Here is a 25,322-nt window from a genome sequence, read left to right on the forward strand (position 1 = left end):
GTGAGCAGCGCGGGTGGCGCGAGACGCCGCGGCTGCGCCGCAGCGGGCGCACCGTTATTCGTCAACCGGCTCCTAGGACTGGTAGTCGCGCAGACCCGACCAGTACTGCTTCGCGCACCAGCGGTCGAACCGCCAGAACCCGAGCGCCACGTTGAAGCACAGCAGCAGGTAGCCCGCGAGCTGGCCGAACGCGTCACCGACGACCGGCACGAGCAGCATCAGCCCGATCAGCAGCGTGGCCCACATCAGGAACCGCCACGGAACACCCCACGTGCGGTTGCGCCGCTCCTTGTCGCCATCGCCGTTTCCCTCGGGAGGTTCCCACCTGGGGTCACTGACGAGGCCAACGAAAGGCATGCGATCGAGGCTACTCGAACGTCCCTTCGCTTACAAGGCGTTAGTTACTGCGACGCAACGAATCATGAGATGTCTAAAGACAGTGGCCGAATCTGGTGGTCTGATGAGCGCTCCGGGCGCATTCCTCGTGGCCTGACTGTTCGTCCTGAGCGGGTGTGGTGGGGCTAGTCCGCCTGTTCGGCGGTTGAGACCTCGAAGACGCCGTCGAGGTCGTCGAGGGCGGCGACCAGCTCCTAACGCGGTCCGGCCCGGCTCCAGCACGTCGGTGAACCCGTACTCGCCGGCCGCGCTCGATCAGGCGCAAGGCGCCACGATCCTCATGGCGCGAGCAGGGCGATCTTCTCCTCGGCGACGCCGGTCATCGCCTCGATGGCGAGCCGCTGCAGCGCACGGACGTCGTCGCCGACGTCGGCCTTCAGGGCTTCGATGTGCGCACGGCGCAGCTCGGCGTTGACGTTGACCTTCACGACCCCGGCGGCGACGGCGCCCAACAGGTCCTCGTCGGGCAGTCCGGACGCGCCGTGCAACACGAGCGGTGCGCTACACACCGCGGCGATCGCGCGCAGCCGGTCGAGATCGAGCCGCACCGGCTCGGGCGTGAAGCCATGGACGTTGCCGACGGCGACCGCGAGGGCGTCGACGCCGGTGCGCTCGACGAACTCCGCCGCCTCTGCCGGGTCGGTCATGCCTTCGGAGGCCGCTTCCCCGGACCGGTCCTCGTCGCCCGCCAGCGCGCCCAGCTCGGCCTCCACCCACGCGCCCGCGGCGTGCGCGCGGGCGACGACCTCCCGCGTGACCGCGACGTTCTCCTCGAACGGCAGGTGCGAGCCGTCGATCATCACCGAGCTGTAGCCGAGCGCCAGACAGGCGTCGATCTCGGCTCGATCGCGGCAGTGGTCGAGGTGGACGCCGACCGGAACGCTCGCGGCGCGGGCCGCGGCCAGAGCAGCGGCGGCGAGCAGCTCCCGCCCGACCGCGGCGTAGGAGCTGACCCCGGCGGACAACAGGACGGGTCGCCGCAACCGTTCGGCGGCGGCGACGATCGCCACCGTCGACTCCAACGTGTAGGTCGTGATCGCGGCGACGGCGCGGCCGCGCTGCAGCACGGAGGTCCCGGTGGCGAGCATGTCAGCGGAACCGTTCCACGATCTCGGCCAGCGTGTGCTCGTCGCCCACGTTGCCGGCGAAGACCACGTACGGGATGCCGACCGCGCGCGGGTCGGCCTCGGTCGGGCGGAACACGGAGATCATGCCCGGCAGCAACTGGCCCAGGACGGTCGCGCGGCGGATGCCGAGCCCGTGCACGGCGACGTCGTGCGAGGTGATGCCACCCTTGGCGATCACCCACCCGGGGCGGGCGTCAAGCGCGATCCGAACCACCTGGGTCACCGCGCGGGAGACCTCGCGGGCGGTCTCGAGCCCGCCGCAGCGCAGCGTCCGGCTGGTGTAGATGAGCACGTCATCGGTCGCGAGCGCCTCGCGCACGCGCGCGCCGATGCCCTCCGGGTCCAAGGCCTCGACGTCGAGCTCGAACTCGCGCAGCCCCGTCGTCGCCTCGACCTGGCGGGTCGTCAGCCCGACGTGCGAGCCGACGACCACGAGCCCGTGCCCGTCACCCGTGGCCACGTCGCGCAGCGGCGGCTTGGCCGGCAGCCCGGCGAGCGCCCGCACGAATGACGGCCCGGAGCGATACAGGAACCGGCGACCGGAGTCGCGGACCGCCCGGACGACCGCCTCGAGGTCCTCGTAACTCTCGGCGTTGACGACGATCCAGCCGCCCGCCGTCAGCGCATCGCAGTCGTCCGCCGAGACGCTGTGCGCGTCCTCGCCGGTCTTCTCGCGCACGAAGTCGATCAGGTTCGAGCTGCGGTAGCCGAAGGTGGCATCACGCGCGAACTCGGTCTCCCCCACCGGCACCTCGCCCGCGTAGTGGACGTCGCCGCGCGTGTACCGACCCGCCTCGAAGAAGGCCGGGACCAGGAGGACGCCGTCGTACGGCTCCGGGCTCGCGCGCCGGATCGCCGCGACCTCGGCCGCGACATGCCCGCGCAGCGTCGAGTCGCTGCGGCTCACGATCTCGACGCCGGGATCGCGCTCGAACAGTGTTCGAGCGACCCGTTCCGTCAGCTCGGCGGCCTCCGGCTCGCCCAGTGAGCGCGTGTTGGTGAGGAAGAACGTCGTCTCGCCGGCGAGATGCAACTCGTCCTCGTCGAGCGCCATGACGATCGCCACGTCATGGACGGTCTGCGACCCGGTCGGGTCGTCATCGAGGACGGCGATCGGCGGCATGGCTCAGGATCCGGCAATACCCGCCCGGACCTCGAGCTCAACGAGACCCTTGAATGTGCGCGGGTCCGATCCCGTCTCGTCGGCGATCCGCTCCAGCCGGTAGCGGACCGTGTTCGGATGCACGTGCAGCGCGGCGGCCGCCCGAGCGATGTTCAGGTCGGCCGCGGCGAAGGCGCGCACGGTCGCGGCGTCCTCGCCCGTCGCGAGCGGCTTGGCGGCGATCACGGCGCGGGTGGTCACGTCCGCTCCGACGAGGAGGCACTCGAACGCCGACAGCTCGGCGAGCGCGACGACGGGGCGCTCAGCGGTCGCGTAGGTCAGCGCCAGCGCGGCTTCGCGGTACGCCTGCGGGATGCCGGCGATCGCGCCGACGGGCAGGCTCACGCCCAAGCGGCCGACGAGACCGGCCGCGTCGGCGGCGATGATCACCACCTCGTCCTCGCGCACCGCCGCCAGCGCGCGCTCGGGCGCCTCGCCGTGCCCGACGGCGACGATGAACGGCGGGCGCGGGAGGCGCACGTGCTCGGCCGGCAGGCCCCGCAGGAGCCGCTCGATCGCGTCGCGCGCGAGCCGGCCGGACTCGGTCCGCAGCCGCGCTTCCTCGCGCAGGTATCCCTCCGCGGCGTGGGTGGTCATCAGGTCCATCGCCTCGAGCGCGGTGCGCGCCAGGTCCAGAGCACCGGCGCGGCTGAGGTGCGCGTGCTCGGCCTCCTCGGCACAGACGTCCCAATAGGCGAACAGCGCGACGCGGTAGGCGTGCAGGAAGCCGTCGAGGCTGACGCCCTGGTGGACGCGGCGGGCCGCCAGCTCGCGGATGACCGCGAGCTCTGCCCGCTCCAGGCGTCCGGCGAAGGCGCGGGCGAGCAGCCCGGCCGTCGCCGTCGCGCCCTGGACGAGATCTTCGATGACATCCTCGGGAGCGCGGGCGTACTCCGGGATCTCGGCGACGACCCGCTGGGCGATCGCGCGGCCGATCTCCTCTTGGCGGGCGGCGAGCGCGGCCTCGATCATTGGCCGATCCTACAAGGATCGGCGCGTACAGTTGGATCTCTCGCCAAGAAGCACGGCGCGGGTTGCGGGACGCTTCTGCCCATGGAACGAGCACTGATCACAGGAGCGACGTCAGGCATCGGCCGCGCCGTCGCCGAGAAACTCGCCGCCGACGGCTACGAGGTCCTCATCCACGGCCGCGACCCGGTGCGGGGCGCCGCGGTCGCGGCGGCGACGGGCGGGACGTTCATCGCCGCCGATCTCGGTGACGCCGACGACGTCCGCCGCCTCGCCGAGCAGGCCGGGGACGTGGACGTCCTCGTCAACAACGCCGGAATCTCCGTCTGGGGCCCGACGAGCGAGTTCGACCTCCCCGCCTACGACGCGATGTTCGCGTCCAACGTGCGCGCGCCGTTCATCCTCGTCGCCGCGCTCGCCCCGGGGATGGCCGAGCGCGGCCACGGCGCCATCGTCAGCGTCTCGAGCATGGCCGCACACGTGGGCATGGCCGGGGGCGCCGCCTACGGCGCGACGAAGGTCGCCCTCGAGGCGCTCACGCGCTCATGGGCGAACGAGTACGGCGAGGCGGGCGTGCGGGTCAACGCGATCGCCCCGGGGCCGGTCTACACACCGACCCCCAGCGGCCCGGCGTTCATCCGCGCGCTCGGTGAGACCACCGCGATGAAGCGCGCCTCGCAGCCCGAGGAGATCGCGGAAGTGGTGAGCTTCCTCGTCTCCCCGGCGGCGAGCTATGTCACGGGCGCGGTCCTGGCCGCGGACGGCGGCCGAACGGCGATCTGAAAGCTAAAGCCCACCTAAGGGGTCTGACCCCTTAGGTGGCGTTTAGGTTCAGACCACGAGACCGTGGCGGACGGTGTTCTCCGTCACCGCGCGGGCCTCGACGAACTGCAGCAGGTAGTCCGGGCCGCCGGCCTTCGGGCCGGTGCCCGAGAGACGCCCGCCGCCGAACGGCTGGCGGCCGACCATCGCGCCGGTGATCTCGCGATTGACGTAGAGGTTGCCGACCGGGGTGCGGTCGCTGACGTACTCGATCGTGCGGGGCGAGCGGCTGAACAGACCGCCGGTCAGCGCGAAGCGCGAGGCGTCGACGACGTCGCAGGCGTGCTCGACGCTCTGCACGGTCTCCAGCGAGAGGACCGGGCCGAAGATCTCCTCGTTGACGACGTCGTGGTCGGCCGGGAGGTCGTGGAAGATCGTCGGCGGGACGTAGAAGCCGTCCTCGCGGGTCTCGGCCTGCGCCAGCGGCGTGGCGGAGGCGATGTAGCGCTGGATCTTCTGCTGGGCGGCGACGTCGATCACCGGCGGGACGTCGGTGGCGAAGTCGGCGGCCGGGCCGACGCGCAGCGTCGTGACGGCGCCCGCCATCCGCTCGGCCAACTCGTCGGCGACCGCGGCGTGGACCAGCGCGCGGCTCGCGGCGCTGCACTTCTGGCCCGCGAACGCGAAGGCGGACTTCAGCAGCGCGGGGACGACGTCGTCGAGATCGGCGTCGGAGTCGACGATGATCGCGTTCTTGCCGCCCATCTCGGCGATGACCTTCTTGATGTGACGCTGGCCCGGGAGGACCTTCGCCGCCTGCTCGATGATCTGCAGGCCGACCGCGCAGGACCCGGTGAAGGCGAGCGTGTGGATGCGCGGGTCGGCGACCAGCGCCTTGCCCGCCTCATCGCCGCCCGGCAGCAGGTGCAGCGCGTTCAGCGGCACGCCGCCCGCGTGCAGGGCATGGACGACGGCCTGGGCGGACGCGGGGGTCTGTTCGGCGGGCTTGAGGACGACGGCGTTGCCCGCGGCCAGCGCGGCGGCGACCATGCCGCAAGCGATCGCGAGCGGGAAGTTCCACGGCGCGATCACGCCGGTGACGCCGCGGCCGACGTAGCGCAGCGCGTTGCGCTCACCCGGCAGCTGGAGCAGCTGACGGCCCTCGGCCAGCGCGAGGGCGCCCATCGCGTAGTACTCGAGGAAGTCGATCGCCTCGCAGACGTCGGCGTCGGCCTCGCCCCACGGCTTGCCGGCCTCGCGGACCGCGAGCGCGGCGAGCTCCAGGCGGCGGTTGCGCAGGACGCCTGCGGCGCGGGAGAGCGCGGCGGCGCGCTCCGCCGCGGACTTCCGCGACCACGCCTTGTGGCCGATCTCGGCGCTCGCGATCGCGTCCTTGACGTGCTGCTCGGTCGCCTCGTGGGCGTGGGCGACGATGCGGGTCGGCTGCGAGGGATCGACGGACGCGAACTTGCGGCCGGTGACCGTCGCGTCGCCGATCAGCATCGGGACCTCGAGCGGGAGCTTGGCGTCCAGCGCGTGGAGCGCTTCAAGCGCCTCACGGCGGACGGACTCGCGGCGCAGCTCGAGGAGGGGCTCGTTGCGGAAGGTGGTCATGGTGCCTCCAGGAGCTCGGCGGTGGTGATGCCGCTGGCGTGGGCGGCGAGGAAGGAGTCGTTGGCGGTGTTCTCGAGCAGGCGGCGCACGAGGTAGGCCATGCCGGCGACGAGGTCGCCGACCGGGCAGTAGCAGCGCACGCGGCGGCCGGTGGCGGCGATCGCGGCCTGCGTGTCATCGCCCAGCCCGCGCAGGATCTGGAACTCGAGCAGGTCGTTGCCGACGTTGCGGGAGTCCGCGTAGGCCGCGGCGGCGGCGATCGAGCGCAGGTTGTGGCTGGCGATCGCGACCTTGACCGGGCCGGCGTTGTCGATCAGGACCTTGGTCAGCTTCTCGAAGTTGCGGTCGCACTCGCGGCGGTCGGTGAAGACCGGCGGCGTCCAGCCGTTCTGGGCGGCCTGGACGACCTCGTGGTCCCAGTACGCGCCCTTGACGAGGCGGATCGTGAAGGGGTGCTTGCGCGGGGTATTGCGCGCCCACGTCAGCAGCTCGTCCAGGTAGTCCGGGGAGTCGACGAGGTAGGCCTGCAGGACGATGCCGGCGGACGGGCCGTTGGCGAACTCCGGCTCGCTGAGGAGATCGAGGGTGAGCCTCGTGATCGCCTCGCGGGTGTCGAAGGACTCCATGTCGACGTGCAGGTGCGCGTTGACGTCGCGGGCGACCTGCATCAGGTGGCGCAGGCGCGGGCGGGCGCCCTCGATGCCACGCTCCGGCGCCATCGGGTTGCGCAGGAGCGGCGTGAGCGCGGAGACCTTCACCGAGAGGTTGACGTCGCGGTTCGGGTACTTCTTCGCGGCGGCCGCCAGCGCGCGGAGCGTCTCCTCGCAGCGGCGCATGTAGGCGTCGGCCTCAGTCTCGGTGACCGTGGCCTCGCCGAGCAGGTCGACGGTGGCATCGACGCCGTTCTTCCACAGGCCGGTGATCGTCGGCAGCGAGTCCTTGGCGTCGGCCCCGACGATGAAGCGCTGCGCCATCTGCTTGACGCCGGTGGCGGCGATCGCGGCGACCGGGCGGGTCGCGAACTTCTTCGCGGTGATACCCGTGGCGCGGTTGGCGAGTTTGGACTCCTCCTCGGCCTCGGCGAGCAGCTCGTGGAGGTGGCGGGTCACGTCCTGCGGCGTCGCGCACGCGGGGCGGACGTCGACGAAGCGGAAGAGCGCCGCGCGCAGCGCGGGGTCGCTCATCAGGAGTTCCTGCATGCGCCGCTCGACCCGGGCCGTCGAGACGGCACGTGGACGCGGCATCTTCGTGGCGAGATCGGTCCCGATCTGGAGGATCGGGCCCTCGAGGTCTTGGGTCAGTGCGGCCATGGCGGAAATCCTCGTTTCCGGGGGCCGCGGGTCCCAGGGGCCGGTCGTCGCGGTTATCGCGGCGGGGGTGCGACAGTTGTCGCGTTCAGCTTGAGGAGTCTCAGGCCCAGGTGCGCGAGCAGGCGGTCGTCGCCTCGTTGCAGGTCGAGTCCGGTGATCTCCTCGACGCGCTCCAGGCGGCGGTAGAGCGTCGCGCGGTGCATGTTCAGGCGCTTGGCGGCCTCGGCGACGTCGCCGCCGTGCTCGAGCAGGCCTTCGAGCGCCTCGAGCAGCTGGTCGCCGCGGCGGTGGGTGGCGAGGAGCTGGATCTGTGTCGGCGTCGCGTGGTGGGTGCGGGTCCAGAGCTCGGCGATCGGCGCCCAGCTGCCGAGCTCGTCGTACGCGGCGACGGGGCCGAGTTGCGCTCTCGCGCACAGCGCGGCGATCTCGGCCTGCTCGCGGGCTTTGGGCGCGTCAGAGAGTTGCGTAAAGGAGGACGAGATCCCGCCGTTCCTTACGTTCAGCGATCCCTTTAGCTGGGCGGGATCACGGACGAGGATGGTCAACGTGTCGCCGTGTTCCAGGTAGGCGACGTCGTGCGCGGCGCGGCTGCGTCTGAGCTTCTCCGCGTCCTGGTCGGTTCCTGCACAGACGACGACCGCGTAGGAGCCAGCGACCGGCCACCGGAGGATGGCGGCGAGGTCGGCGGCGGCGCCGGTCGCGCCGTGGAAGAGCGCCGTCAGGTGCTCGCGGGTGCGGCGCAGGCGCTCGTCGGCGGCGCGATGGCGCGCCCACAGGTTCGCGGCGACCTCCTCCCCACCGCGCTTCAGGCTCTGCTTCTCCGCGTCGGTGAGCGGATGGTCGCCGACGATGACCCAGAGGAACCCGAGCAGCACCTCCCCGTGGCGGATCGGGAGGCAGCCGCGGCGCGTCATGCCGAGCGCGTCGTTGCGCGGGAGGTCCACCAGGTCGCGCGCCCTCTGCAGCCCGAGCCCGTCGAGCCAGGCGATGACGTCCGGCGAGGTCTCGCGGGTCAGGATCGACGACCGCCGGACGGCGTCCGCCTCGTCGGGCTGCGCGCTGTGGGCGAGCAGCCGCCAGCGACGGTCCTCGACCGAGATCGGGCGCCGGATCTCGGCCTCGAGGTCATCGACGATCTCCTGCAGGTCGGCCAAGGCGAAGAATCTACGATGCGCGGATGCGGGTCGCAGTCGTGGGCGCCGGAATCTGCGGGCTGGCCGCGGGTTTCGAGCTGCAGCGCCGCGGCGCGCGCGTGACGGTCTACGAGTCCGTCGGCGTCGGGGCGGGACAGTCGCTCGGGCTCGCCCGGATCTTCCGGATCGCCCACGCGTCGCCGCTGCTGTGCGAGCTCGCGTTGGAGGCGCGGGCGGGCTGGAGAGCGTGGGAGCGCGAGTTCGGCGTGCGCCTGCTGGGCGCGGAGGGGCTCGTCGTGGTGGGCGATGAGGCCGCGGCGGGCGCGGCAGGCGAGCCGGGCGGGTCGCGCGGTGACGCCATGCGGGCGGCCGGCGCCCCCGTCGAGGCCGTCGACGACGCGCGGGCGCGGCTCCCGTTCTTCGGCTACGACTGGGGCGACGGGATCTTCGACCCGCTGGCGGGCTCGCTGCGCATCCGCCGGGCGCTCGACGCGCTCGCGTCGCGTGTTTCGGTCGAGCCGCGCACAGTCACCGACGTCGACGCGCTCGAGGCCGACGCCGTGCTCGTCTGCGCCGGGATCGGGACGCACGCACTCGTGCCGGAGCTCGACTTCCAGCTCACCTACGAGCCCCACATCCGCATCACGTACGAGCTCGGGACGAGCGCGCCGTGCGTCATCTCACCCGAGCTCTACGGCTGTCCGCTCGGCAGCACCGGCCGCTACGCGATCGGGATGCACGACCAGGGGCGACACGCGGCGGTCTCGCTGCCCGCGGTCGGGCGCGTCGAGTGCGTCTCGCCGCACGCACCGTGGCTCGACGCCCACGGCGACGGCTTCCTCGCGCTCCGCCGCGGCCGCGTCACGGCGTTCACCGGCTCGAACCTCATGAAGTTCGGCCCGCTGATCGGCGACCGGCTCGCGGTGTCGGTGCTCAGCGGCGAGATCCACGCGGATCTACGATCCCGCGCCGATTAGCACCGCGCCGGTGACGGCCAGCAGGATGCCGAAGTACTGGACGCCGTTGAGCTTCTCGCCGAGGAAGGCGACCGAGAGCAGCGCGACGATGGCCGGGTACAGGCCGATGATCGGGACGACGGCGCTCGCCTTGCCGTTCTGGAGCGCGAGGTAGAAGGTGATCATCCCGGTGCCTCCCGAGATGGCGCTGATCACGGCGATCCAGAGCGCGCTGGGCGACCAGGAGGTCGTGCGCTGGCCGAGTGCGATCGCGACCAGGCCGACGAGCGTGGTGACGACGCCGAAGACGATCGCCGCCTGGACCGACGTCGTGTGGTCGAGGGCGATCTTGCCGAAGAACGACCACCCGGTCCATAGCGCGACGGTGATCAAGGTGTAGGCGAGCCAGGCCACGGCCGAGCAGTATGAATGGCCAGGCGCGGGGGATCCGCCTCAGGCGGGCGCTGTCGGAGCCGAAGACGTGGGTGTGCGCCTCACGCTCCTGCTCGCATTCGCCGCTCTTGCGCTGCCCGCGACCGCCCGGGCCGATGACGCCATCATCGTCAAGCGCGTGCCCGGCCTGGACCGGGCGGAGCGCGCCGCCGTGCGCGCCGATGCCGACGTCACGCTCGACGCCAAGCTCACGCTGCCGGACACGGAGGTCGTCGTCGCCGAGCCCGGTGAGCTCGACGCGGCGCTCGACGCGTTGAACGCCAATCCGGACGTGCTCTACGCCGAGCCGGACCTGCCGGTCGCGCCCGCGTCCCACGACGCGCTGTTCGGCAACCAGTGGGGCCTGAACAACACGGGGCAGACGATCGGGACGGTCGGGACGCCCGACGCGGACATCGACGCGCCTGAGGCGTGGCTGAAGAGCCGCGGCGCGGGGGCGACCGTGGCGGTCGTCGACACCGGCGCCGAGGTCACCCACCCGGACCTCGCGGGCCAGTGGACCGGCAACCCGGGCGAGCGCGGCGGCGGCAAGGAGACCAACGGCGCCGACGACGACGGCAACGGGTTCGTCGACGACTGGCAGGGCTGGGACTTCGTCCACAACGACAACTCGCAGGAGACCGAGGGGAACTTCCACTCCACGCACGTGTCGGGGACGATCGCGGCGCTGACCGACAACGGCCCCGGCGTCGCGGGCGTGGCGCCGGACGCGAAGGTCGTCCCGATCAAGATCTTCGGGCCGTCCGGCTCGACCGCGTCCTCGAGCATGATCGCGGAGGCCTTCGACTATGCGGGCGACCTGGGCGTGGACGTGGTCAACGCGTCGCTGGGCGGGGCTGGGACGTCGTGGACCGTGACCAGCGCGATGCTGGACCATCCGAACACGCTGTACGTGGTCTCGGCCGGCAATAGCGCCGACGACGCCAACTTCTACATGCCGTGCAACTCGCCGGCGCTGAACCTCGTGTGCGTGGCCTCGAGCGACAACCGCGACCTGCGCTCGGACTTCTCGAACGTGAGCGCGACCGTCGTCGACCTGTTCGCGCCGGGCTCCTACGTCCTCTCGACGGGCCTCAACGGCGGCTACACGTTCGCGAACGGCACCTCGATGGCCGCGCCGCACGTCAGCGGCGTCGCCGCGCTGCTGGCGGCGGACGAGCCGGACGCGACGGTGGCGCAGATCAAGGCCGCGCTGCTGTCGTCGGTGGACGTCAAGGCCGCGTTCAGCGGACTCGCGTCGACCGGCGGGCGCCTGAACGCCGCGGCCGCGCTGAACGCGCTGGAGGCCGCCGTCGCGCCGACCCCGACGCCCACGCCCACCCCCACGGCCACGCCTGAGCCGACGGCGACCTCGACGCCCACGCCGACGCCCACGCCCGAGCCGACGGCGACCTCCACGCCCACGCCGACGCCTGAGCCGACGGCGACCTCGACGCCGACGCCCACGCCGACGTCCACGCCGACGCCCACGCCGACGCCCACGCCCACGGCGAGCCCTTCCCCCACGCCCACCCCGGTCAAGACGCCGACGCCCACGCCGACCGCGACGCCCGTCACGACCCCCGCCCCCACGCCCGCCCCGCCGGTCGCCACGCCCACGCCCGCCCCCACCGCCGGCCCGCCCGCGCCCAGGAAGCCGCGCGTCTCGCGGCCGAAGATCACCGGGACGGTCACCACCAAGCAGGCCGCGAAGGTCACCTACACGCTCACCGAGGACGCGACGGTCACCTACACCATCCGCTGCGCCGGCTCGAAGGCGTGCGCCAGCACCCGCCCGGCCCGCGCGTCGCAGACCGCGAAGGCCGGAAACCGGTCCTTCGAGCTCACGCGCCGGCAGGGCGGGAAGCTCCTGCCCGCGGGCAAGTACACGCTCACGCTGAGCGCCGGAGACTCCTCCGCCGGCGCCGCCTTCACGGTGAAGTAGCCGCCGCGGCGGCTATTTTGGCCGCTGTTGTTGTCTGATCGCCGGACCCTGATCATCGCCCTCGCGGCGCTCGTGTGCGGGGCCGTGTCGGCGTACGTCGGCGCGACCAGCGAGCGCGCCGACAGCCCGATCGCCTGGGCGATCGCCGGCCCGGCGATCGGCCTGAACTTCATCGCCACCGGGCTCTACGCGTGGCGCCGGCTGCCCGACAACCGAACCGGGCTGCTGATGGTCGCGCTCGGGTTCGCGTGGCTGAACTCGACGCTCGCCAACGCGAACGCCGACCTCGTCCACGAGTACGCGGGCGTCACCGGCGGCCTGTGGGGCGCGGTCTTCCTGCACCTCGGGATCGGCTTCCCGCGCGGTCGCGTGACGACGCCGCTGGACAAGGGGATCGTCGCCGCCGGCTACGTGATCTTCCCGCTCGCGTTCCTCCCCGGCCGCGTGGTCGGCGCGGTGCTCTACGCGGCGCTGCTGATCGTCGTGCTGTTCCGCAGCGCGCACAACTGGCGTCACGCGGACATGTTCGAACGCATCCAGCTGGCGCCCGCCTACACGTTCGCGCTGGCCACGTTCGCGCTGGCCACGATCTCCCAGGCCGCCGACAGCGCCGTGCTCGGGTGGGCGACGCTGGCGACGACGTTCCTGATGCCGTTCGCCTTCATCGTCGGGCTCACCCGCAGCCGGATCAGCCACCTGGACGCCGAGTTGCACGTGCGCATGGAGGAGCTGCGGGCGTCCCGGGCGCGGCTCGTGCAGGCGGGCGACGCGGCGCGCCGCAAGCTGGAACGCGACCTGCACGACGGGGCGCAGTCGCGGCTCGTGGCGTTGTCGCTGACGTTGCGGATGGCGCGCAAGCGGGCGGACGACCCGGAGCTGGTCGAGTTGCTGGACCGCGCGCAGGACGAGCTCAAGACGAGCCTGGCGGAGCTGCGCGAGCTGGCGCGCGGCATCCATCCCGCGGTGCTGACGGAGCGGGGCCTCGAGGCCGCGGTGCAGACGCTCGTGCAGCGCGCACCGGTGCCGGTGACGGTCGAGGCGGAGAGCGCCGGACGGCTCCCGGAGCCGGTCGAGAGCGCGGCGTACTTCGTCGTCTCGGAGGGACTGGCGAACGTCGCCAAGTACGCACAAGCCACGCAGGCTTCGGTGGCGGTGCGGCGCGAGGACGGGAGAGTGACGATCGAGGTGGCCGACGACGGCGTCGGCGGAGCCGATACGGCGAACGGCTCAGGTCTGCGAGGGCTGGCCGACCGCGTAGCGGCGCTGGATGGCACCCTCACCCTGGAGAGCCCGGCCGGCCGCGGAACGCAGCTGAGGGCCGAGATCCCTATGTAGTGGGGGGCGGTTCGTCTCCGCTGGCTCGATCCCCGGTGTGGCGGATGCGCTTCATGCCCTCTATGACTGCGGCGCCCCTGGAAACTCATCGGACTTTGACGAGAAATTTCTGGAGCGTCTGCGTGGTGAGCGTCGGGGCGTAGTCCAGCGGCTGCCCTGCGACGGCTTCCAGGCCCGGATGGCGGTCGAGCAGCACGTCCAGCGCGACCCGCGCCTCGAGCCGCGCGAGCGGCGCCCCGAGGCAGAAGTGCGTCCAACGACCGAACGCGAGGTGGTCCTGCTTCGGGCGGTCCAGGTCGAACGCTCGCGGGTCCTCGAAACGCGTCGGGTCGTGATTGGCGGCCGCGAAGAGCACGTGGACGATGTCACCGTCCACAATCGTCTCGCCGCCGAGCTGCACCGACCTCGTCGCCCGGCGGAACAGGCCCTTGCTGGACCCGCGCCGGCGCAGCGTCTCCTCGACGGCGACGGGCACGAGCGAGCGGTCCGCCCGCACGCGTTCCCACCGTGAGCGGTCCTGCAGCAGGTAGCCGACCATGTGGGCGATCAGGTTCGCGGTCGTGTCGTTGCCGGCGATCACCAGCTCGAGCGCGAGGGTGATCGCGTCGTCGTCGGCGAGGTCGAGCGCCGCGAGCGCGGAGATGACATCGTCGCGCGGCGTCGCCCGGCGCTCCTCGATCAGCGCGCGGGTGCGGTCCATGACGGCGTGCATGCGGGCGATCCGCTCCGGGTCTCCCCCGTCCTCGTCCCCCGCCGGGGTCGCGAGGACGAGGAAGTCCTCCGTCCATTGCCGCAGCGCCGGGCCCTCGTGGGGCTCGAACCCGAGGATCTTCGTGATCACCCGCAACGGCAGCGCGTTGGCGTACTCGGCCATCAGGTCCGTTTGCAACGCGTTTGCCAATTCCGCGCACGTTTGCGCGATGAATGGCTCCATTTCAGCCACTCTTCGCGGCGTGAATGCTCGTTGCATGCGTTTGCGCAGCGCGGTGTGCTCGGGTGGGTCCTTGGCGACGAGCATCCGCGGGCGCGGGAAGCCGCGCAGGGCGAACGCGTCGGCCGAGGAGAACGTCGCGGTGTCGCGCAGCACGGCGAGCACCTCGTCGTAGCCGGTGACCGACCACATGCCGAGCCGGTCGTCATAGAAGACCGGCGGGCGCTCGGCCCAAGCCGGGTACGGGTCGCGGAGCTGCTCCGGCGAGAGCGGCTCGTAGGGGCAGGCGGTCATGGCTTGCGCGAGAGCCGGGCGAGCGTCACCGCGATCAGCAGCGCCGCGCCGTTGAACACCTGCTGCACGAACGGCTGCGCGCCTTCCTGCTGCAGCCCCGTGATGCCAGTCGCGACGAGGTAGACCGCGATCAGCGTGCCGATCGCGTTGAAGCGGCCTGGGCGGATCGACGTCGCGCCGAGGAACGCACCGGCGAACGCGGGCAGCAGCGAGCCGAGCCCGACGGTCGGCGACGACGCGCCGAGGATCATCACGCTCAGGCAGCCGGAGAGCGCGGCCAGGAGCGCGGCGAAGACGAACGCCTGGACCGTCCGCCGCTCCGTCCGCACGCCGGCGAGCAGCGCGGCGCGCTCGTTGCCGCCGGTGGCGTAGCACTCGCGACCCCACGGCGTGTACTCGAGCGCGAGCCACAGCACCGCGGTGGCCGCCAGCACGTAGACGAACGGGAGCGGGACGCCGAGGATCGCGTTGCGGCCGAGGTCCGTGAACAGGGCCGGCAACGCGCCCGTGATCGTCACGTCCTTGGTCAGCGACTGCGTGAGGCCGAGCACGAGGATGCCGACCCCGAGCGTCGCCACGAACGAGTTCAGCTTGACCTTGGCCACGAGCACGCCGTTGACGAGGCCGACGAGCGCGCCCGCGGCGAGCACGACGACGATGGCGAGCACCGGCGCCACGCCTTCGTTGACGATCAGGTGCGCGCAGAGACCCTGCGCCAACCCGAACTGGTAGCCGACCGAGATGTCGAACTGGCCGACGACCAGCGGCAGCATCGCGGCCAGCGCGAGCAGCGCGACCGTGGCCTGCGTGGACGCGATCGTCTGCGCGTTCGCGCCGGTCGCGAAGACGGCGGGGTTGAGCACGCTGAACAGCGCGACGATCGCCGCGAACACCACGATCAACGCGTACTTCTGGCCCGCGGCGCGGCTGACGCGCCGCCAGCGCCCGGTCTCGGGCCGAACGAGAATGGCCGTGCTCACGGCGTGACCTCCGATCCATAGGCGGCGCGCGCGAGGCGCTCCGCGGTGAGTTGCTCGCGCGAGAGCTCGTCGGCGACCCGCCCGTGACGCATGACGAGCGCGCGATCCGCGACCGCGGCGATCTCCTCGAAGTCCGTCGAGGCCAGCACGACCGCCGCCCCGTCCCCCGCGCACTCGCGCAGGAAGCCGTGCAGCTGCAGCCGCGACCCGACATCCACGCCCGCGGTCGGGTCGTCGAGCACGAGCAGCCGCGGCTTGCCGCGCAGCGCCCGCGCGAAGATCACCTTCTGCTGGTTGCCGCCGCTCAGCGCGGAGAGCGGCTGCTCGACGGCGCCGCGCGGGCGCACGTCGAAACGCTTCGACAGCGTCTCGGCCTGCGCGTGCTCGCCTCGCCAGGGCCGCCGGGCGAGGAACAGGTTCTCGCGCACGGACAGATCCGCGACCGCACCCTCGCGGACGCGGTCGCCGGGGACGTAGGCGACGCCCGCCCGGGAGAGGGCGAACGGATCGCCGAGGGGGAGCGGGCGGCCGAACAGGGCCGCGGTGGGCGGCGGGGCGGCGCGGGTGGGCAACGAGGCCGCGGCGGCGGCGACCGGCGCGGCGGCGGCGAGCGCCGGCGGGGCCGCCGGCGCGGCGGCGGCGACCGGCGCGGCGGCGGCGAGCGCCGGCGGGGCCGCGGGGCGCGTGGCGCGTAGCGGCTTCGTTGCTCCGCCCAGGAGGCGGGCGACGTCGCGGGAGCCCGAGCCGATCAGGCCGCAGATGCCGAGGATCTCGCCCGCGCGGACGTCGAACGCCACCGGGCCCGACACCCGCAGCGCGACGTCGCCCAACGGGCGCGCCTCGGTCGGCGGGGTCTCGAGCGCGTCGCCGAGGATCCAGCCGACGAGCTCGTCGTGTGACGTCGACGCGACGTCGGCCGTGGCCACGCGGCGGCCGTCGCGCAGGACGGTCACGCGGTCGGCCAGGTCGAAGACCTCTTCCAGCCGGTGGGTGACGTAGATGTAGGCGACGCCGGTGTTGCGGGCCGCGCGCAGCGACGCCGCGAGCCGCGCCATCTCCGGGGCGGGCAGCGAGGAGGAGACCTCGTCGAGGACGATCGCGCCCGCGCCGGCGCTCACCGCCCGCGTGACGGCGACCATGACCTTCTGATCCTGCGCGAGCGTGCCGACCAGTGCGTCGGACGAGACATCGACGCCGACGTCGGCCAGCAACGCGGCCACGCGGCGGCGGGTCGCGCTGAACGAGATCAGCCCGTGGCGGCGCTCGTAGCCCAGCTCCAGAGCGATGTTCTCGGCCACGCTGAGCTCGTCGATCAGGCCGAGGTCCTGGTGGACGAACGCCAGGCCGGCGTGCGCGTCGACCGAGCCGGCGTCGCGGGCGACGACGCCCGCGAGCACCTTGATCAGCGTCGACTTGCCCGCGCCGTTCTCGCCCAGCAGCGCGTGGATCTCCCCGCGCCGCAGGGTCAGCGAGACGTCGTCCAGGGCCCGCGCGCCGCCGAAGGACTTCGACAGCCCGCGGATCTCCAGCGCGGTGGTCACCGCCCCCAGAGCTCCTTGTAGGCGGCCTGGTAGTCGACGTCGCCCGTCCAGCCCTTGCCCGACGGCACGTTGGACTTGTCGAAGAGCCGCTGCGGGAGCACCGCGTTCTCGACCGGCGAGCCGGCCATGTGGCGGACGAGCAGGTCGACCGCCGCCCAGCCGCCCCACGGCGGGACCGTGGCGAGGTCGACGGCCTGGCCGCCGTTCTGGACGCCCTCGATGCCGTTCGGGTCACCCTCGGCGCCGACCATCTTCACCCGCCCCGACGCGCCCGCCGACCGGATGCCCTGGCCCGCGAAGATGCCACTCGAGTCGAACGGCGCGACGACGTAGGTCACGTCCGGATGCCGTTGGAGCGCCGAGGTCACCGCGCCCGCCAGCTGCGACGCCATCGTGCCGATGTTGAAGTCGACGGTGTCGACGACCGTGCAGCCGGAGCAGGCGGCCTTGAGCTCGTCCGTCAGCGCGGCGTTGCGCTTGACCAGTTCCGGGAACGCCTTCTCCTGCAGCATCAGGACCTTGGCCTTGCCGCCGGAGTCCTTGATGATCCAGTCGGCGAGGATCTTGCCGCCCTCGGCGTGGTCGGTCGACGCGTAGCCGTCGACGGCGGTCGGCCCGAGCTTGGGGATGAACGTCGACACGACCGGGATGCCGGCGGCCTTGGCCTTCGCCAGGGCGCCCGCGACCAGCGCCGGGTCGACGGCGAGCAGCACGATGCCATCCGCCTTGGCGGTCACGGCCTGCTGGATCGCGCTGCTCCACGTGGCGGGGTCGCCCTTGCCGTCGGCGACGGTGACGTTCCAGCCCAGCGCCTTGCCCGCCTCCTGCACCCCGATGCCACCCTGCACGCACCCGTAGCCCTGCGAGCTGCAGGTGATCGCGACGATCTTCTTGCCTGCGGGCGCCCGCACCGCGGCGCCCGGGGCGGCGAACTTCTGTACCGGCGCCATCGCGCCGCTGACGGTGTCCGTGACGGTGGCGCTCGCGCCACCCGCGGCCGGCGCTCCCCCGCCGGACTCCGCCGGCGTCGAGGACCCGCACGCGGCCAGGGTCAGCCCAGCCGCCAGCACGGCGACGAATCCACGCATGATCTCTCTCCTCTGTGTTGCGAGTTAGGCGATGACGGGTGCGCGCAGGCGCGCCGCGAGGTCGTCGACGAGCGCGCCGAGGTCCCCCAGCGACGGCGCGGTGCCGAAGACGTAGAAGTCCGGGCGGGCGATCGAGACCTCGATGCCACGCGCGGCGAAGTGGTCGGCGTACTCCCCGCCGACCTCGGCGAAGACGACCCCGAGCGACTCGAGGAACGCGACCTGACGCGAGCTCAACACGCTCCGCGGATCGCCGGCGGTCGAGAGCACCTGCCAGCGGCCGGCGGCGTCGAACGCGCGGTCGAAGAGCTCGCCGTCGACCCGCCCCTGCAGCGACAGCTCGCCCGCGCCCGCGGTGTCGGCGATGACGCCGTGCCGGACCTGCGGGAACTCAGGGAGCGGCGGCCGGAAGCCCGCGCGGAACCGAGCGTCGCGCTCGGCGGCCGCGACCGGATCGGTGATGCACGGCACGCGACCGGCCTCGAGCGAGATCACGGTCCAGTCCGTCACGTACGGGCGCAACTCCTCTTCGTACGAATCGAGGAGGGCGTCCGCCGCCAGCCCGCGCAGCACGAGGTCGAGCTTCCACACGAGGTTCTTGGCATCGCGCATCCCGCTGCACATGCCCTGGCCCATGAACGGAGGCATCGTGTGCGCGGCGTCGCCGATCAGGAACGTCCGCCCGCGCCGCCACTGCTCGGCGGTGCGCGCCTCGAACGTGTAGACGAGCTGCCGCACGATCTCGACGTCGTCCGGCCCGAGCCCGAGGTCGCCGAGCAACCGCCACGCGGTCTCCGGCCGCTGCATCTCCTCGACCGTCTCCCCCGGCAGCAGCGCCCACTCCCAGCGGCGGTGGCGCTTGCCCAGCGGCAGCACGGTGATCGGCCGCGCGGGATCGCAGATCTGGCCGCAGTCGAAGTCGAAGGTCAAGTCCCGCTTCATCCGCGCGTCGACGTCGAGCCACTGCTCGTTGAAGCCCAGGTCGGTGCGCTCGATGCCGAGCCAGCGGCGGACCGTGGAGGACGCGCCGTCGGCGCCGACCAGGTAGCGCCCGCGGAGCACCCGCTCCTCATCCGTGACCACCGGCCGGGCCTGCCCGGGGACGAGCACGGTCTTGCGCACCACCACCTCGACGTGGTCGTCGTGCTCGGAGAAGGCGATCGCCTCCCAGCCGGCCAGCACCTCGACACGCGGGTCCGAACGCACCCGCGATGCCAGTGCATCCTCGAGCACCGGCTGGTACTGCATGTAGTCGGAGTTGTAGCCGGAGACCGCCTTCGCGCCCCAGTCGAACTCCATCAGGGTCTCGCCGTCCCCGTTCACCCACACGTAGTCGAGCGTGGGGTACGAGTCCGCGAGCACGGGTCCCTCGCAGTCCAGGGACTGCAGGATGCGCACGATCTCGTGGTCGATGTGACCCGCGCGCGGCAGGCCGTACAGCCCGGCATGACGCTCGATCACGGCGACCGAGCGCCCGGCCTGCGCGGTCAGCGCGGCCATCGTCAGGCCGACCGGGCCGAGCCCGACCTGCACGACGTCATAGATCATCGGTCTCTCTCCATTCCAGCCGCTCTCTCAACAGCTCCACCGCCGCGTCCCAGACGCGCCGGGTGTCCTCCTCGGGTCGCTGATACGGCCCGCCTGACGGCCCGTCGCCGAGCAGCGCGCGGACCTCAGCCGGGTCCGAAACGCCCGCGAAGGCGACGACGTCCTTGCGCCCCGCCGGGATCTCCACGCCCGGCAGCCGCACGGCGGCGAAGTTCTCGACCCACGACGCGTGCCCGACGTCGTCGATCCCGCCCGCCAGCCCCCAGATCGCCGGATCGATCAGCCACGAGTGGAAGCGGACCTGCTCGTACTCGGAGGCCAATCGGGCAGCGACGAGGTTCCCGCCGTGCCCGTTGACCAGCAGTATCCGCCCGAAGCCCTGTGCGAGCAGCGACTCGATCACCTCGCGGATCACGGCGAGATAGGTCTCCTCGCGCAGCGTGATCGTGCCCGGGTAGGCCATGAACCCCGGCGTCAGGCCGAACGGCAGCGCCGGCAGGACCGGGATGCCGAGCGGCGCGGCAGCCTCGGCGGCCGCGAGCTCGCAGAGGATCGCGTCCGTGCCGAGCGAGAGCCGCCCGTGCTGCTCGGTCGAGCCGAGCGGGACGAGCACGCGGTCGTCGGTCCGCAGGTACGCCTCGACCTGCTCCCAGTGGGCGTCCCAGAGCCTCATGCCGCCACCCGCGCCATCCGCAGCCGCGCGGTGATCGCGTGGCCGTGCATCTCCTCGGCGTCGCAGATCGCGGCCACGACGGGAGCGATCCGCGCCGTGCCCTCGTCGGTGAGCCGCTGGTAGGTCAGCGTCTTGAGGAACTTGCCGACCCAGAGGCCGCCGGTGTAGCGGGCGGCGCGCTCGGTCGGCAGCACGTGGTTGACCCCGATCGCCTTGTCGCCGTACGCGACCGTGGCGCGTTCGCCGACGAACAGCGAGCCGTAGTTGGTCAGCACCCGCTCGAAGAACGCGTCGTCGCGGGTCTGGACCTCGAGGTGCTCGGGCGCATACCGATCGCTGACGCGTGCCATCTCGGCGTGGTCGGCGCAGATGACGATCTCGCCGCGCGAGTGCCACGCCGCCCCCGCCACGTCAGCGGTCGGCCACGTCTCCAGCCAGCGCTCGACCGCCGCGCGCACGGCGACGCCGAAGTCGCGCGAGTCGGTCACGAGGATCGCGGGCGACGTCGGCCCGTGCTCGGCCTGGCCCAGCAGGTCGGCCGCGACCAGCTCGGGGTCCGCGGAGTCGTCCGCGAGCACAAGGATCTCCGAGGGACCGGCGATCAGGTCGATGCCGACCGGGCCGAACAGCTGGCGCTTGGCCTCGGCCACGTAGGCGTTGCCGGGCCCGACGATCATGTCGACGGGCTCGAGCCCTTCGATCCCGAACGCCAGCGCGGCGAGCGCCTGGACGCCGCCGAAGCACCACACCTCGTCGGCGCCCGACGCGAGCATCGCGTACAGCTGCGGCGGGTGGATGCCGATGCCGTTGCGGGGCGGCGCGCAGGCGACCACACGACGCACGCCCGCGACCTTCGGCACCGCCACGGTCATGATCGACGACCCGATCAGCGGATACTTGCCGCCCGGCGAGTAGGAGCCGACGGCGTTCACCGGCACATGGCGATGCCCGAGCGTGACGCCCGGAAGCGTCTCGACCTCCAGGTCGGTCAGCGTCGCCCGCTGCGCGGCCGCGAAGCCACGGACCTGGGCCAACGCGTCATCGATGTGCTCACGCAGCGTGGCGTCGATCTCGGGGGCGGTGCCGACGCGCAACGACGCGGGCGACCAGCCGTCGAGCCGTTCGCTGTAGCGGCGCACCGCGCGCTCGCCTTCGCGCTCGACCGCGAGCAGGATCTCCGAGACGGTGTCACGCACGTTCTGCGTGACCGCCTCGGGCGCCGGCGCGGCGCGCTTGAGATAGTCCATGTCAACTCCTCACTGAGCGGTGTAGCCGCCGTCGACGACGAGGCTCGTCCCGGTGATCAACGAAGCCGCGGGAGAGCACAGGAACAGGACGGCGCCGGTGACGTCCTCGGGCTCGCCGATGCGGCCGAGCGGGATCGCCGCCTCGGTCGCGCGCTCGAAGGCCCCGTCGGCGAAGAACGGCGCGGTCATCGGCGTCCGGATGTAGGTGGGCGCGACCGCGTTGACACGCACGCCGGCCGGTGCCAGCTCGACCGCCAGCGCCTTCGTCAGCCCTTCGATCGCGTGCTTGGACGCGCAGTAGACGGTGCGGTTCGGCGCGCCGACGTGTCCCATCTGCGAGCTGACGAAGACGATCGAGCCGTGCCGGCGCTCGACCATCCCGCGAGCGACGGCCTGCGCGGTGAAGAACGCCGCGCGCAGGTTGAGCTCCACGACGCGGTCGAACGTGTCGGGCGCGACGTCGAGGAACGGCTCCGGGACGTTCGTGCCGGCGCTGACGACGAGGACGTCGGCATCGGGCAGCGAGGCGAGCGCCGCCCGGTCGGTGACATCGCACGGCAAGCCGCGGCAGCCGTCCAGCGACGCGAGGTCGCTCGCGGTCCGCGCGACCGCGGTGACCTCGGCGCCCGCCGCGGCGAAGGCCGCCGCGATGTCGCGCCCCAGGCCGCGCCCGGCGCCGGTGACGATGGCGCGCGTCATCACACGGGGACCGGGACCGCCAGCGGCGTGAAGGCGTCGACGAACTCGGCCGGCGGCGCCGGGTTGCCCCAGCGGTTGACGGTCAGCGGCTCGTCCGGCCAGACGCGCGGCTCGTAGGCCGCCTCGTCCTCGATCCGCTGGATGCCGGCCGAGCACTCGACCACGGCGCCGTCGCCGTCGCGGTAGTAGCAGAAGTAGTTGTCGCCGATGCCGTGGTGGCCGGGGCCCCAGAGGAACGTGCGACCGTGCTGGAGCAGATGGTCGCCGATGCGCGCGAACGTGCCGAAGGCGTCGAACTGCCACGCGTAGTGGTGCAGGGCGTCGACGTCGGCGCCGATCACGGACACACCGTGGTGCTCGTCGCTCGCGCGCAGCCAGGACACGGCGTCATCGGCGCGATCCGACAGGCGCAGTCCGAGGACGTCGACGAGGCACGCTTCGAGCTCGTCCTTGCGGGTCGACTTGACCGTGACGTGCTCGAACTTGAGCGGCCGCGGCGCGACGCTGTCGTAGTGCCGCGGCTGGTCGTGCGCCATGCCGTGCAGGACCTCGATCACGTGCCCGCCGGGCGCCACGAACCGGAAGGCGTCGGCGACACCCGCCGAGCCGCGCTCCACCACATCGACGCGCGCCTCGATCGCGGCGAACGACGAAGCGTCGACCTCGAACGCGATGTGGTCCAGCGCGGCCGCGCCACCCGCGTGCAGCGAGAGCTCGTGGTGGCGCTCGTTGCAGGTCAGGTACGCGATGTCATCGGCACGCTCGGACACCCGCAGGCCGAGGATCCGCTCTGCGAACGCGACGCTCGCGTCCAGGTCCGGCACCTGCAGGCCGACGTGGGCGACGCGCAGCATCACGCCTCCACGGCGACGAGCGCCGCGACCGGGTTGCGCAAGGTCCCGAGACCCTCGATCTCGATCTCGACCACGTCGCCGTCCTGCAGGAGGACCTGCGGCGAACGGGAGATCCCGACGCCCGCGGGCGTGCCGGTGGCGATGATGTCGCCGACCTCGAGCGTCATCAGGCTGGAGACGAACGCGATCGTCTCGGCGACCCCGAAGATCATCTGGCTCGTGTGGCCGTCCTGGACGGTGACGCCGTTCACGCGAGCGCGGATCGCGAGGTCCTGCAGGTCGCCGGCCTCATCCAACGTGACCAGTGCGGGCCCGCAGGGCGCGAACGTGTCGATCGCCTTGCCCGCCGTCCACTGCGACGTCGCGTGCTGGACGTCGCGCGCGGTCACGTCGTTGAAGACCATCGCGCCCGCGATGTGCTCCAGGGCGTCCGATTCGGCGATGTCCTTGCCACGCCGCCCGATCACGACCGCCAGCTCGGCCTCGTAGTCGATCAGCTCGCCGCGCGACGGCAGCACGATCGGGGCTGTCGGACCGGTCAAGGAGTTGCGGAACTTCGCGAACAGCAGCGGCGCCTTCGGCAGCGCCAGGCCGGACTCGGCGGCGTGATCGCGGTAGTTCAGCCCGAGGCAGATGATCTTGTCGGGGTCGGTGACGGGAGCCAGCAGCTCGACCTCGTCCACCGCGCCCACCCGCTCGCGCGGCGCGATCGACCCGGCTTCCAACGCCGCCCGGGTCGTCGCGAACCCCGTGTCGTAGACGTCGGCGCCCACGACGATCCCAGAGCGGCCAAGGCCGTTCCTCTGGTACGTGACCAGTCGCATCTCTCTCCTTCGTCAGGGCCGGCGAGGAAGGTGCCGGCGACAGGAAACAGCTTCGCGGCGCAACGCACCGAAGTCCAAGACCTTTGCCGCGCCGATCAATACGATCGCGACATGGATGCTGAGCCGACCGGCCAGCTCGACCTCGATCTGCGCAAGCTCCGCTACTTCGTCGCGGTCGCCGAGGAGCTGCACTTCGGGCGTGCGGCCGAGAGGCTCTTCCTCGCCCAGCCGGTCCTGAGCCGCCAGATCCAGAAGCTCGAGCAGGAGCTCGGCGTGACGCTGTTCGAGCGCACCAGCCGCAACGTCGCGCTGACCAGCGCCGGCCGCCAGCTCGTCGACGAGGCGCGCCCGCTGCTCGCGGCGGGCGAGGCCGCGCGCCGCCGTGTGCGCCAGGCGGCCGAGGCGCGCCCGACGCTCACCGTGGGCTTCTTCATCGGCGACGCCACCGTCACCCGCGCGATCCGCCGGTTCCGCGAGCGCCGTCCCGACGTCACCACCCAGGTCCGGCGGATCTACTGGTCAGACCAGGCGCAGGTGCTGATCGACGGCGCCGCCGACGTCGCCTTCGTGCACCTCCCGATCGACGAGCGCGGGCTCGAGCTGGTGCCGCTCTACGCCGAGGAGCGCGTCGCGCTGCTGCCCTCCGATCACCCGCTCGCCCGGAGCAAGTGGGTCGAGATCGCCCAGCTGGCCGACGACCCGGTCGTCCTGCACCGCGGTGCCAGCGACGACTGGGAGGCGTTCCACAACCAGAACCCGCGCCCGGACGGCCACGTCGCGCCCGAGGGGCCGACGGTGAGCAACCTCGAGGAGAAGCTCGAGGTCGTCGCGTCCGGCGCGGCGATCAGCTTCGTCCCACGGTCCGTCGCCGCCGCGGCGCAACACCAGCCCGGCGTGGCGATCGTGCCGGTGCGCGACATCCCACCCACCCAGGTCTGCCTGGCGTGGAACAGCACGCGGGTCTCCCCGCTCGTGCACGGCTTCTGCGAAGCCGCCCGAGAGCCAACCTAAAGGGGTCAGGCCCCTTTAGGTTGTGGCGAGCTCGCGGGCGCCCGGGCCCGGCTGGCGCTCGAGCTCTTCGACGGGCACCTCGTGGCCGGCGTCGCACATGATCTTCGCGTGCACCTGCGCGCCGCAGCCGGCGTGGGTGATGAGCGACTGCGGGCCCTCGGGGCCGACGAGGTACTTGTCGCCCCACTGACGCAACGCGGTCAGCACCGGGTACAGGTCGGCTCCCTTCTCGGTCAGGTGGTACTCGAAGCGCTTGCGCTGGCCGGGCTCCCGATACTCGCGACGCTCCAGCACGCCGTGCGTCACCAAGTGGTCCAGGCGGTCGCTGAGGACCGACTTGGACACGTTCATGTGGGCCTGCATGTCGCTGAACCGGCGGACGCCCCAGACGACCTCCCGCAGGATCAGGACGACCCACGGCTGCCCCACGAGATCGACTGCCCGGCCGAGCGAGCAGTTCTCGGTGTCGGTGTGGAGGTAGTCCATGCGCC

Annotated in this window: 24 protein-coding genes; 5 read left to right on the forward strand and 19 right to left on the reverse strand. The window is 72.3% G+C overall.

Annotation, left to right across the window (positions count from 1 at the left end; translation table 11 throughout):
- Window positions 1-72: 72 nt before the first annotated feature.
- The 4 genes from G569_RS63580 to G569_RS56600 all read right to left on the reverse strand — a co-directional run bounded on the left by G569_RS63580 (window position 73) and on the right by G569_RS56600 (window position 3,657).
- The gene (locus G569_RS63580; protein ID WP_157592715.1) at window positions 73-357 is read right to left on the reverse strand and encodes a hypothetical protein; all 285 of its coding nucleotides are present in this window, start codon (window positions 355-357) and stop codon (window positions 73-75) included.
- A gap of 317 nt (window positions 358-674) precedes the next feature.
- Complete coding sequence (locus G569_RS0143265; protein ID WP_028068025.1) at window positions 675-1,484, reverse strand: class II fructose-bisphosphate aldolase; 810 nt, start codon at window positions 1,482-1,484, stop codon at window positions 675-677.
- A 1-nt stretch (window position 1,485) separates the two neighbouring features.
- Window positions 1,486-2,646 carry a four-carbon acid sugar kinase family protein gene (locus tag G569_RS0143270; RefSeq protein WP_028068026.1) on the reverse strand — a complete coding sequence of 387 codons (1,161 nt, stop codon included), beginning with the start codon at window positions 2,644-2,646 and terminating at the stop codon, window positions 1,486-1,488.
- A gap of 3 nt (window positions 2,647-2,649) precedes the next feature.
- Window positions 2,650-3,657: an RsbRD N-terminal domain-containing protein gene (locus G569_RS56600; protein WP_037503478.1), complete on the reverse strand. Its 1,008-nt coding sequence runs from the start codon at window positions 3,655-3,657 to the stop codon at window positions 2,650-2,652.
- An 81-nt stretch (window positions 3,658-3,738) separates the two neighbouring features.
- Here G569_RS56600 and G569_RS0143280 point away from each other — a divergent pair, with 81 nt between their 5' ends.
- Window positions 3,739-4,437, forward strand: a complete 699-nt coding sequence (locus tag G569_RS0143280) for an SDR family NAD(P)-dependent oxidoreductase (RefSeq protein ID WP_037503481.1) — start codon at window positions 3,739-3,741, stop codon at window positions 4,435-4,437.
- Between the two features lie 48 nt (window positions 4,438-4,485).
- On the opposite strand, the gene G569_RS56605 is transcribed toward G569_RS0143280, so the two are convergent.
- The 3 genes from G569_RS56605 to G569_RS0143290 are packed head-to-tail and all read right to left on the reverse strand — an operon-like array spanning window position 4,486 to window position 8,494.
- On the reverse strand, window positions 4,486-6,030 hold the full coding sequence (locus tag G569_RS56605; protein WP_037503484.1) for an aldehyde dehydrogenase family protein: 1,545 nt from the start codon (window positions 6,028-6,030) through the stop codon (window positions 4,486-4,488).
- On the reverse strand, window positions 6,027-7,340 hold the full coding sequence (locus G569_RS56610; RefSeq protein ID WP_037503489.1) for a proline dehydrogenase family protein: 1,314 nt from the start codon (window positions 7,338-7,340) through the stop codon (window positions 6,027-6,029). The genes G569_RS56605 and G569_RS56610 overlap by 4 nt, the downstream gene beginning before the upstream one ends.
- A 53-nt stretch (window positions 7,341-7,393) precedes the next feature.
- Window positions 7,394-8,494: a PucR family transcriptional regulator gene (locus G569_RS0143290; RefSeq protein WP_028068029.1), complete on the reverse strand. Its 1,101-nt coding sequence runs from the start codon at window positions 8,492-8,494 to the stop codon at window positions 7,394-7,396.
- Window positions 8,495-8,517: 23 nt separating this feature from the next.
- Here G569_RS0143290 and G569_RS0143295 point away from each other — a divergent pair, with 23 nt between their 5' ends.
- The gene (locus G569_RS0143295; RefSeq protein WP_028068030.1) at window positions 8,518-9,450 is read left to right on the forward strand and encodes an NAD(P)/FAD-dependent oxidoreductase; all 933 of its coding nucleotides are present in this window, start codon (window positions 8,518-8,520) and stop codon (window positions 9,448-9,450) included.
- On the opposite strand, the gene G569_RS60335 is transcribed toward G569_RS0143295, so the two are convergent.
- Window positions 9,430-9,843: an EamA family transporter gene (locus G569_RS60335; RefSeq protein WP_053227855.1), complete on the reverse strand. Its 414-nt coding sequence runs from the start codon at window positions 9,841-9,843 to the stop codon at window positions 9,430-9,432. The genes G569_RS0143295 and G569_RS60335 overlap by 21 nt on opposite strands.
- Window positions 9,844-9,910: 67 nt before the next feature.
- Here G569_RS60335 and G569_RS60340 point away from each other — a divergent pair, with 67 nt between their 5' ends.
- On the forward strand, window positions 9,911-11,806 hold the full coding sequence (locus tag G569_RS60340; protein ID WP_157592716.1) for a S8 family peptidase: 1,896 nt from the start codon (window positions 9,911-9,913) through the stop codon (window positions 11,804-11,806).
- A 27-nt stretch (window positions 11,807-11,833) separates the two neighbouring features.
- The gene (locus G569_RS60345) at window positions 11,834-13,141 is read left to right on the forward strand and encodes a sensor histidine kinase (protein ID WP_157592717.1); all 1,308 of its coding nucleotides are present in this window, start codon (window positions 11,834-11,836) and stop codon (window positions 13,139-13,141) included.
- Between the two features lie 85 nt (window positions 13,142-13,226).
- On the opposite strand, the gene G569_RS56630 is transcribed toward G569_RS60345, so the two are convergent.
- Genes G569_RS56630 through G569_RS0143360 form a run of 10 tightly spaced genes read right to left on the reverse strand, consistent with a single transcriptional unit; the run spans window position 13,227 to window position 23,820 of the window.
- Window positions 13,227-14,366 carry a cytochrome P450 gene (locus tag G569_RS56630; RefSeq protein WP_053227858.1) on the reverse strand — a complete coding sequence of 380 codons (1,140 nt, stop codon included), beginning with the start codon at window positions 14,364-14,366 and terminating at the stop codon, window positions 13,227-13,229.
- Complete coding sequence (locus G569_RS0143320) at window positions 14,363-15,346, reverse strand: ABC transporter permease (protein WP_053227859.1); 984 nt, start codon at window positions 15,344-15,346, stop codon at window positions 14,363-14,365. Before G569_RS0143320 ends, G569_RS56630 begins: the two co-directional genes overlap by 4 nt.
- A complete protein-coding gene (locus tag G569_RS56635) occupies window positions 15,343-16,887 on the reverse strand; it encodes a sugar ABC transporter ATP-binding protein (RefSeq protein WP_053227860.1) in 1,545 nt (514 codons plus the stop codon). The genes G569_RS0143320 and G569_RS56635 overlap by 4 nt, the downstream gene beginning before the upstream one ends.
- A complete protein-coding gene (locus tag G569_RS0143330; protein WP_028068032.1) occupies window positions 16,884-17,975 on the reverse strand; it encodes a sugar ABC transporter substrate-binding protein in 1,092 nt (363 codons plus the stop codon). Before G569_RS0143330 ends, G569_RS56635 begins: the two co-directional genes overlap by 4 nt.
- A 24-nt stretch (window positions 17,976-17,999) precedes the next feature.
- On the reverse strand, window positions 18,000-19,523 hold the full coding sequence (locus G569_RS0143335) for a bifunctional 3-(3-hydroxy-phenyl)propionate/3-hydroxycinnamic acid hydroxylase (RefSeq protein WP_028068033.1): 1,524 nt from the start codon (window positions 19,521-19,523) through the stop codon (window positions 18,000-18,002).
- A complete protein-coding gene (locus tag G569_RS0143340) occupies window positions 19,513-20,196 on the reverse strand; it encodes a creatininase family protein (RefSeq protein ID WP_028068034.1) in 684 nt (227 codons plus the stop codon). The genes G569_RS0143335 and G569_RS0143340 overlap by 11 nt, the downstream gene beginning before the upstream one ends.
- Window positions 20,193-21,443 carry a histidinol dehydrogenase gene (gene hisD, locus G569_RS0143345; protein ID WP_028068035.1) on the reverse strand — a complete coding sequence of 417 codons (1,251 nt, stop codon included), beginning with the start codon at window positions 21,441-21,443 and terminating at the stop codon, window positions 20,193-20,195. Before hisD ends, G569_RS0143340 begins: the two co-directional genes overlap by 4 nt.
- A 9-nt stretch (window positions 21,444-21,452) precedes the next feature.
- Complete coding sequence (locus G569_RS0143350) at window positions 21,453-22,142, reverse strand: SDR family NAD(P)-dependent oxidoreductase (protein WP_037503494.1); 690 nt, start codon at window positions 22,140-22,142, stop codon at window positions 21,453-21,455.
- Window positions 22,142-22,996: a VOC family protein gene (locus G569_RS0143355; RefSeq protein WP_028068037.1), complete on the reverse strand. Its 855-nt coding sequence runs from the start codon at window positions 22,994-22,996 to the stop codon at window positions 22,142-22,144. Before G569_RS0143355 ends, G569_RS0143350 begins: the two co-directional genes overlap by 1 nt.
- The gene (locus tag G569_RS0143360; protein ID WP_028068038.1) at window positions 22,996-23,820 is read right to left on the reverse strand and encodes a fumarylacetoacetate hydrolase family protein; all 825 of its coding nucleotides are present in this window, start codon (window positions 23,818-23,820) and stop codon (window positions 22,996-22,998) included. The genes G569_RS0143355 and G569_RS0143360 overlap by 1 nt, the downstream gene beginning before the upstream one ends.
- A gap of 111 nt (window positions 23,821-23,931) precedes the next feature.
- Here G569_RS0143360 and G569_RS56640 point away from each other — a divergent pair, with 111 nt between their 5' ends.
- The gene (locus G569_RS56640) at window positions 23,932-24,831 is read left to right on the forward strand and encodes a LysR family transcriptional regulator (RefSeq protein WP_037503499.1); all 900 of its coding nucleotides are present in this window, start codon (window positions 23,932-23,934) and stop codon (window positions 24,829-24,831) included.
- A 15-nt stretch (window positions 24,832-24,846) separates the two neighbouring features.
- On the opposite strand, the gene G569_RS0143370 is transcribed toward G569_RS56640, so the two are convergent.
- The gene (locus G569_RS0143370; RefSeq protein WP_028068039.1) at window positions 24,847-25,317 is read right to left on the reverse strand and encodes a winged helix-turn-helix transcriptional regulator; all 471 of its coding nucleotides are present in this window, start codon (window positions 25,315-25,317) and stop codon (window positions 24,847-24,849) included.
- Window positions 25,318-25,322: the final 5 nt, after the last annotated feature.

Origin of the sequence: Solirubrobacter soli DSM 22325 (assembly GCF_000423665.1) — a bacterium.
Taxonomy (GTDB): domain Bacteria; phylum Actinomycetota; class Thermoleophilia; order Solirubrobacterales; family Solirubrobacteraceae; genus Solirubrobacter; species Solirubrobacter soli.

Excerpts from the sequence above, each read along its gene's own strand:
- G569_RS0143265 (WP_028068025.1), bottom strand. The coding sequence starts at position 1,484 with ATGCTCGCCACCGGGACCTCCGTGCTGCAGCGCGGCCGCGCCGTCGCC.
- G569_RS0143335 (WP_028068033.1), bottom strand. The coding sequence starts at position 19,523 with ATGATCTATGACGTCGTGCAGGTCGGGCTCGGCCCGGTCGGCCTGACG.
- G569_RS0143295 (WP_028068030.1), top strand. The coding sequence starts at position 8,518 with ATGCGGGTCGCAGTCGTGGGCGCCGGAATCTGCGGGCTGGCCGCGGGT.
- G569_RS0143270 (WP_028068026.1), bottom strand. The coding sequence starts at position 2,646 with ATGCCGCCGATCGCCGTCCTCGATGACGACCCGACCGGGTCGCAGACC.
- G569_RS56600 (WP_037503478.1), bottom strand. The coding sequence starts at position 3,657 with ATGATCGAGGCCGCGCTCGCCGCCCGCCAAGAGGAGATCGGCCGCGCG.
- G569_RS0143340 (WP_028068034.1), bottom strand. The coding sequence starts at position 20,196 with ATGAGGCTCTGGGACGCCCACTGGGAGCAGGTCGAGGCGTACCTGCGG.
- G569_RS0143280 (WP_037503481.1), top strand. The coding sequence starts at position 3,739 with ATGGAACGAGCACTGATCACAGGAGCGACGTCAGGCATCGGCCGCGCC.
- hisD (WP_028068035.1), bottom strand. The coding sequence starts at position 21,443 with ATGGACTATCTCAAGCGCGCCGCGCCGGCGCCCGAGGCGGTCACGCAG.
- G569_RS56640 (WP_037503499.1), top strand. The coding sequence starts at position 23,932 with ATGGATGCTGAGCCGACCGGCCAGCTCGACCTCGATCTGCGCAAGCTC.
- G569_RS0143355 (WP_028068037.1), bottom strand. The coding sequence starts at position 22,996 with ATGCTGCGCGTCGCCCACGTCGGCCTGCAGGTGCCGGACCTGGACGCG.
- G569_RS63580 (WP_157592715.1), bottom strand. The coding sequence starts at position 357 with ATGCCTTTCGTTGGCCTCGTCAGTGACCCCAGGTGGGAACCTCCCGAG.
- G569_RS56630 (WP_053227858.1), bottom strand. The coding sequence starts at position 14,366 with ATGACCGCCTGCCCCTACGAGCCGCTCTCGCCGGAGCAGCTCCGCGAC.
- G569_RS0143350 (WP_037503494.1), bottom strand. The coding sequence starts at position 22,142 with ATGACGCGCGCCATCGTCACCGGCGCCGGGCGCGGCCTGGGGCGCGAC.
- G569_RS56605 (WP_037503484.1), bottom strand. The coding sequence starts at position 6,030 with ATGACCACCTTCCGCAACGAGCCCCTCCTCGAGCTGCGCCGCGAGTCC.
- G569_RS56610 (WP_037503489.1), bottom strand. The coding sequence starts at position 7,340 with ATGGCCGCACTGACCCAAGACCTCGAGGGCCCGATCCTCCAGATCGGG.
- G569_RS0143360 (WP_028068038.1), bottom strand. The coding sequence starts at position 23,820 with ATGCGACTGGTCACGTACCAGAGGAACGGCCTTGGCCGCTCTGGGATC.
- G569_RS0143370 (WP_028068039.1), bottom strand. The coding sequence starts at position 25,317 with ATGGACTACCTCCACACCGACACCGAGAACTGCTCGCTCGGCCGGGCA.
- G569_RS0143330 (WP_028068032.1), bottom strand. The coding sequence starts at position 17,975 with ATGCGTGGATTCGTCGCCGTGCTGGCGGCTGGGCTGACCCTGGCCGCG.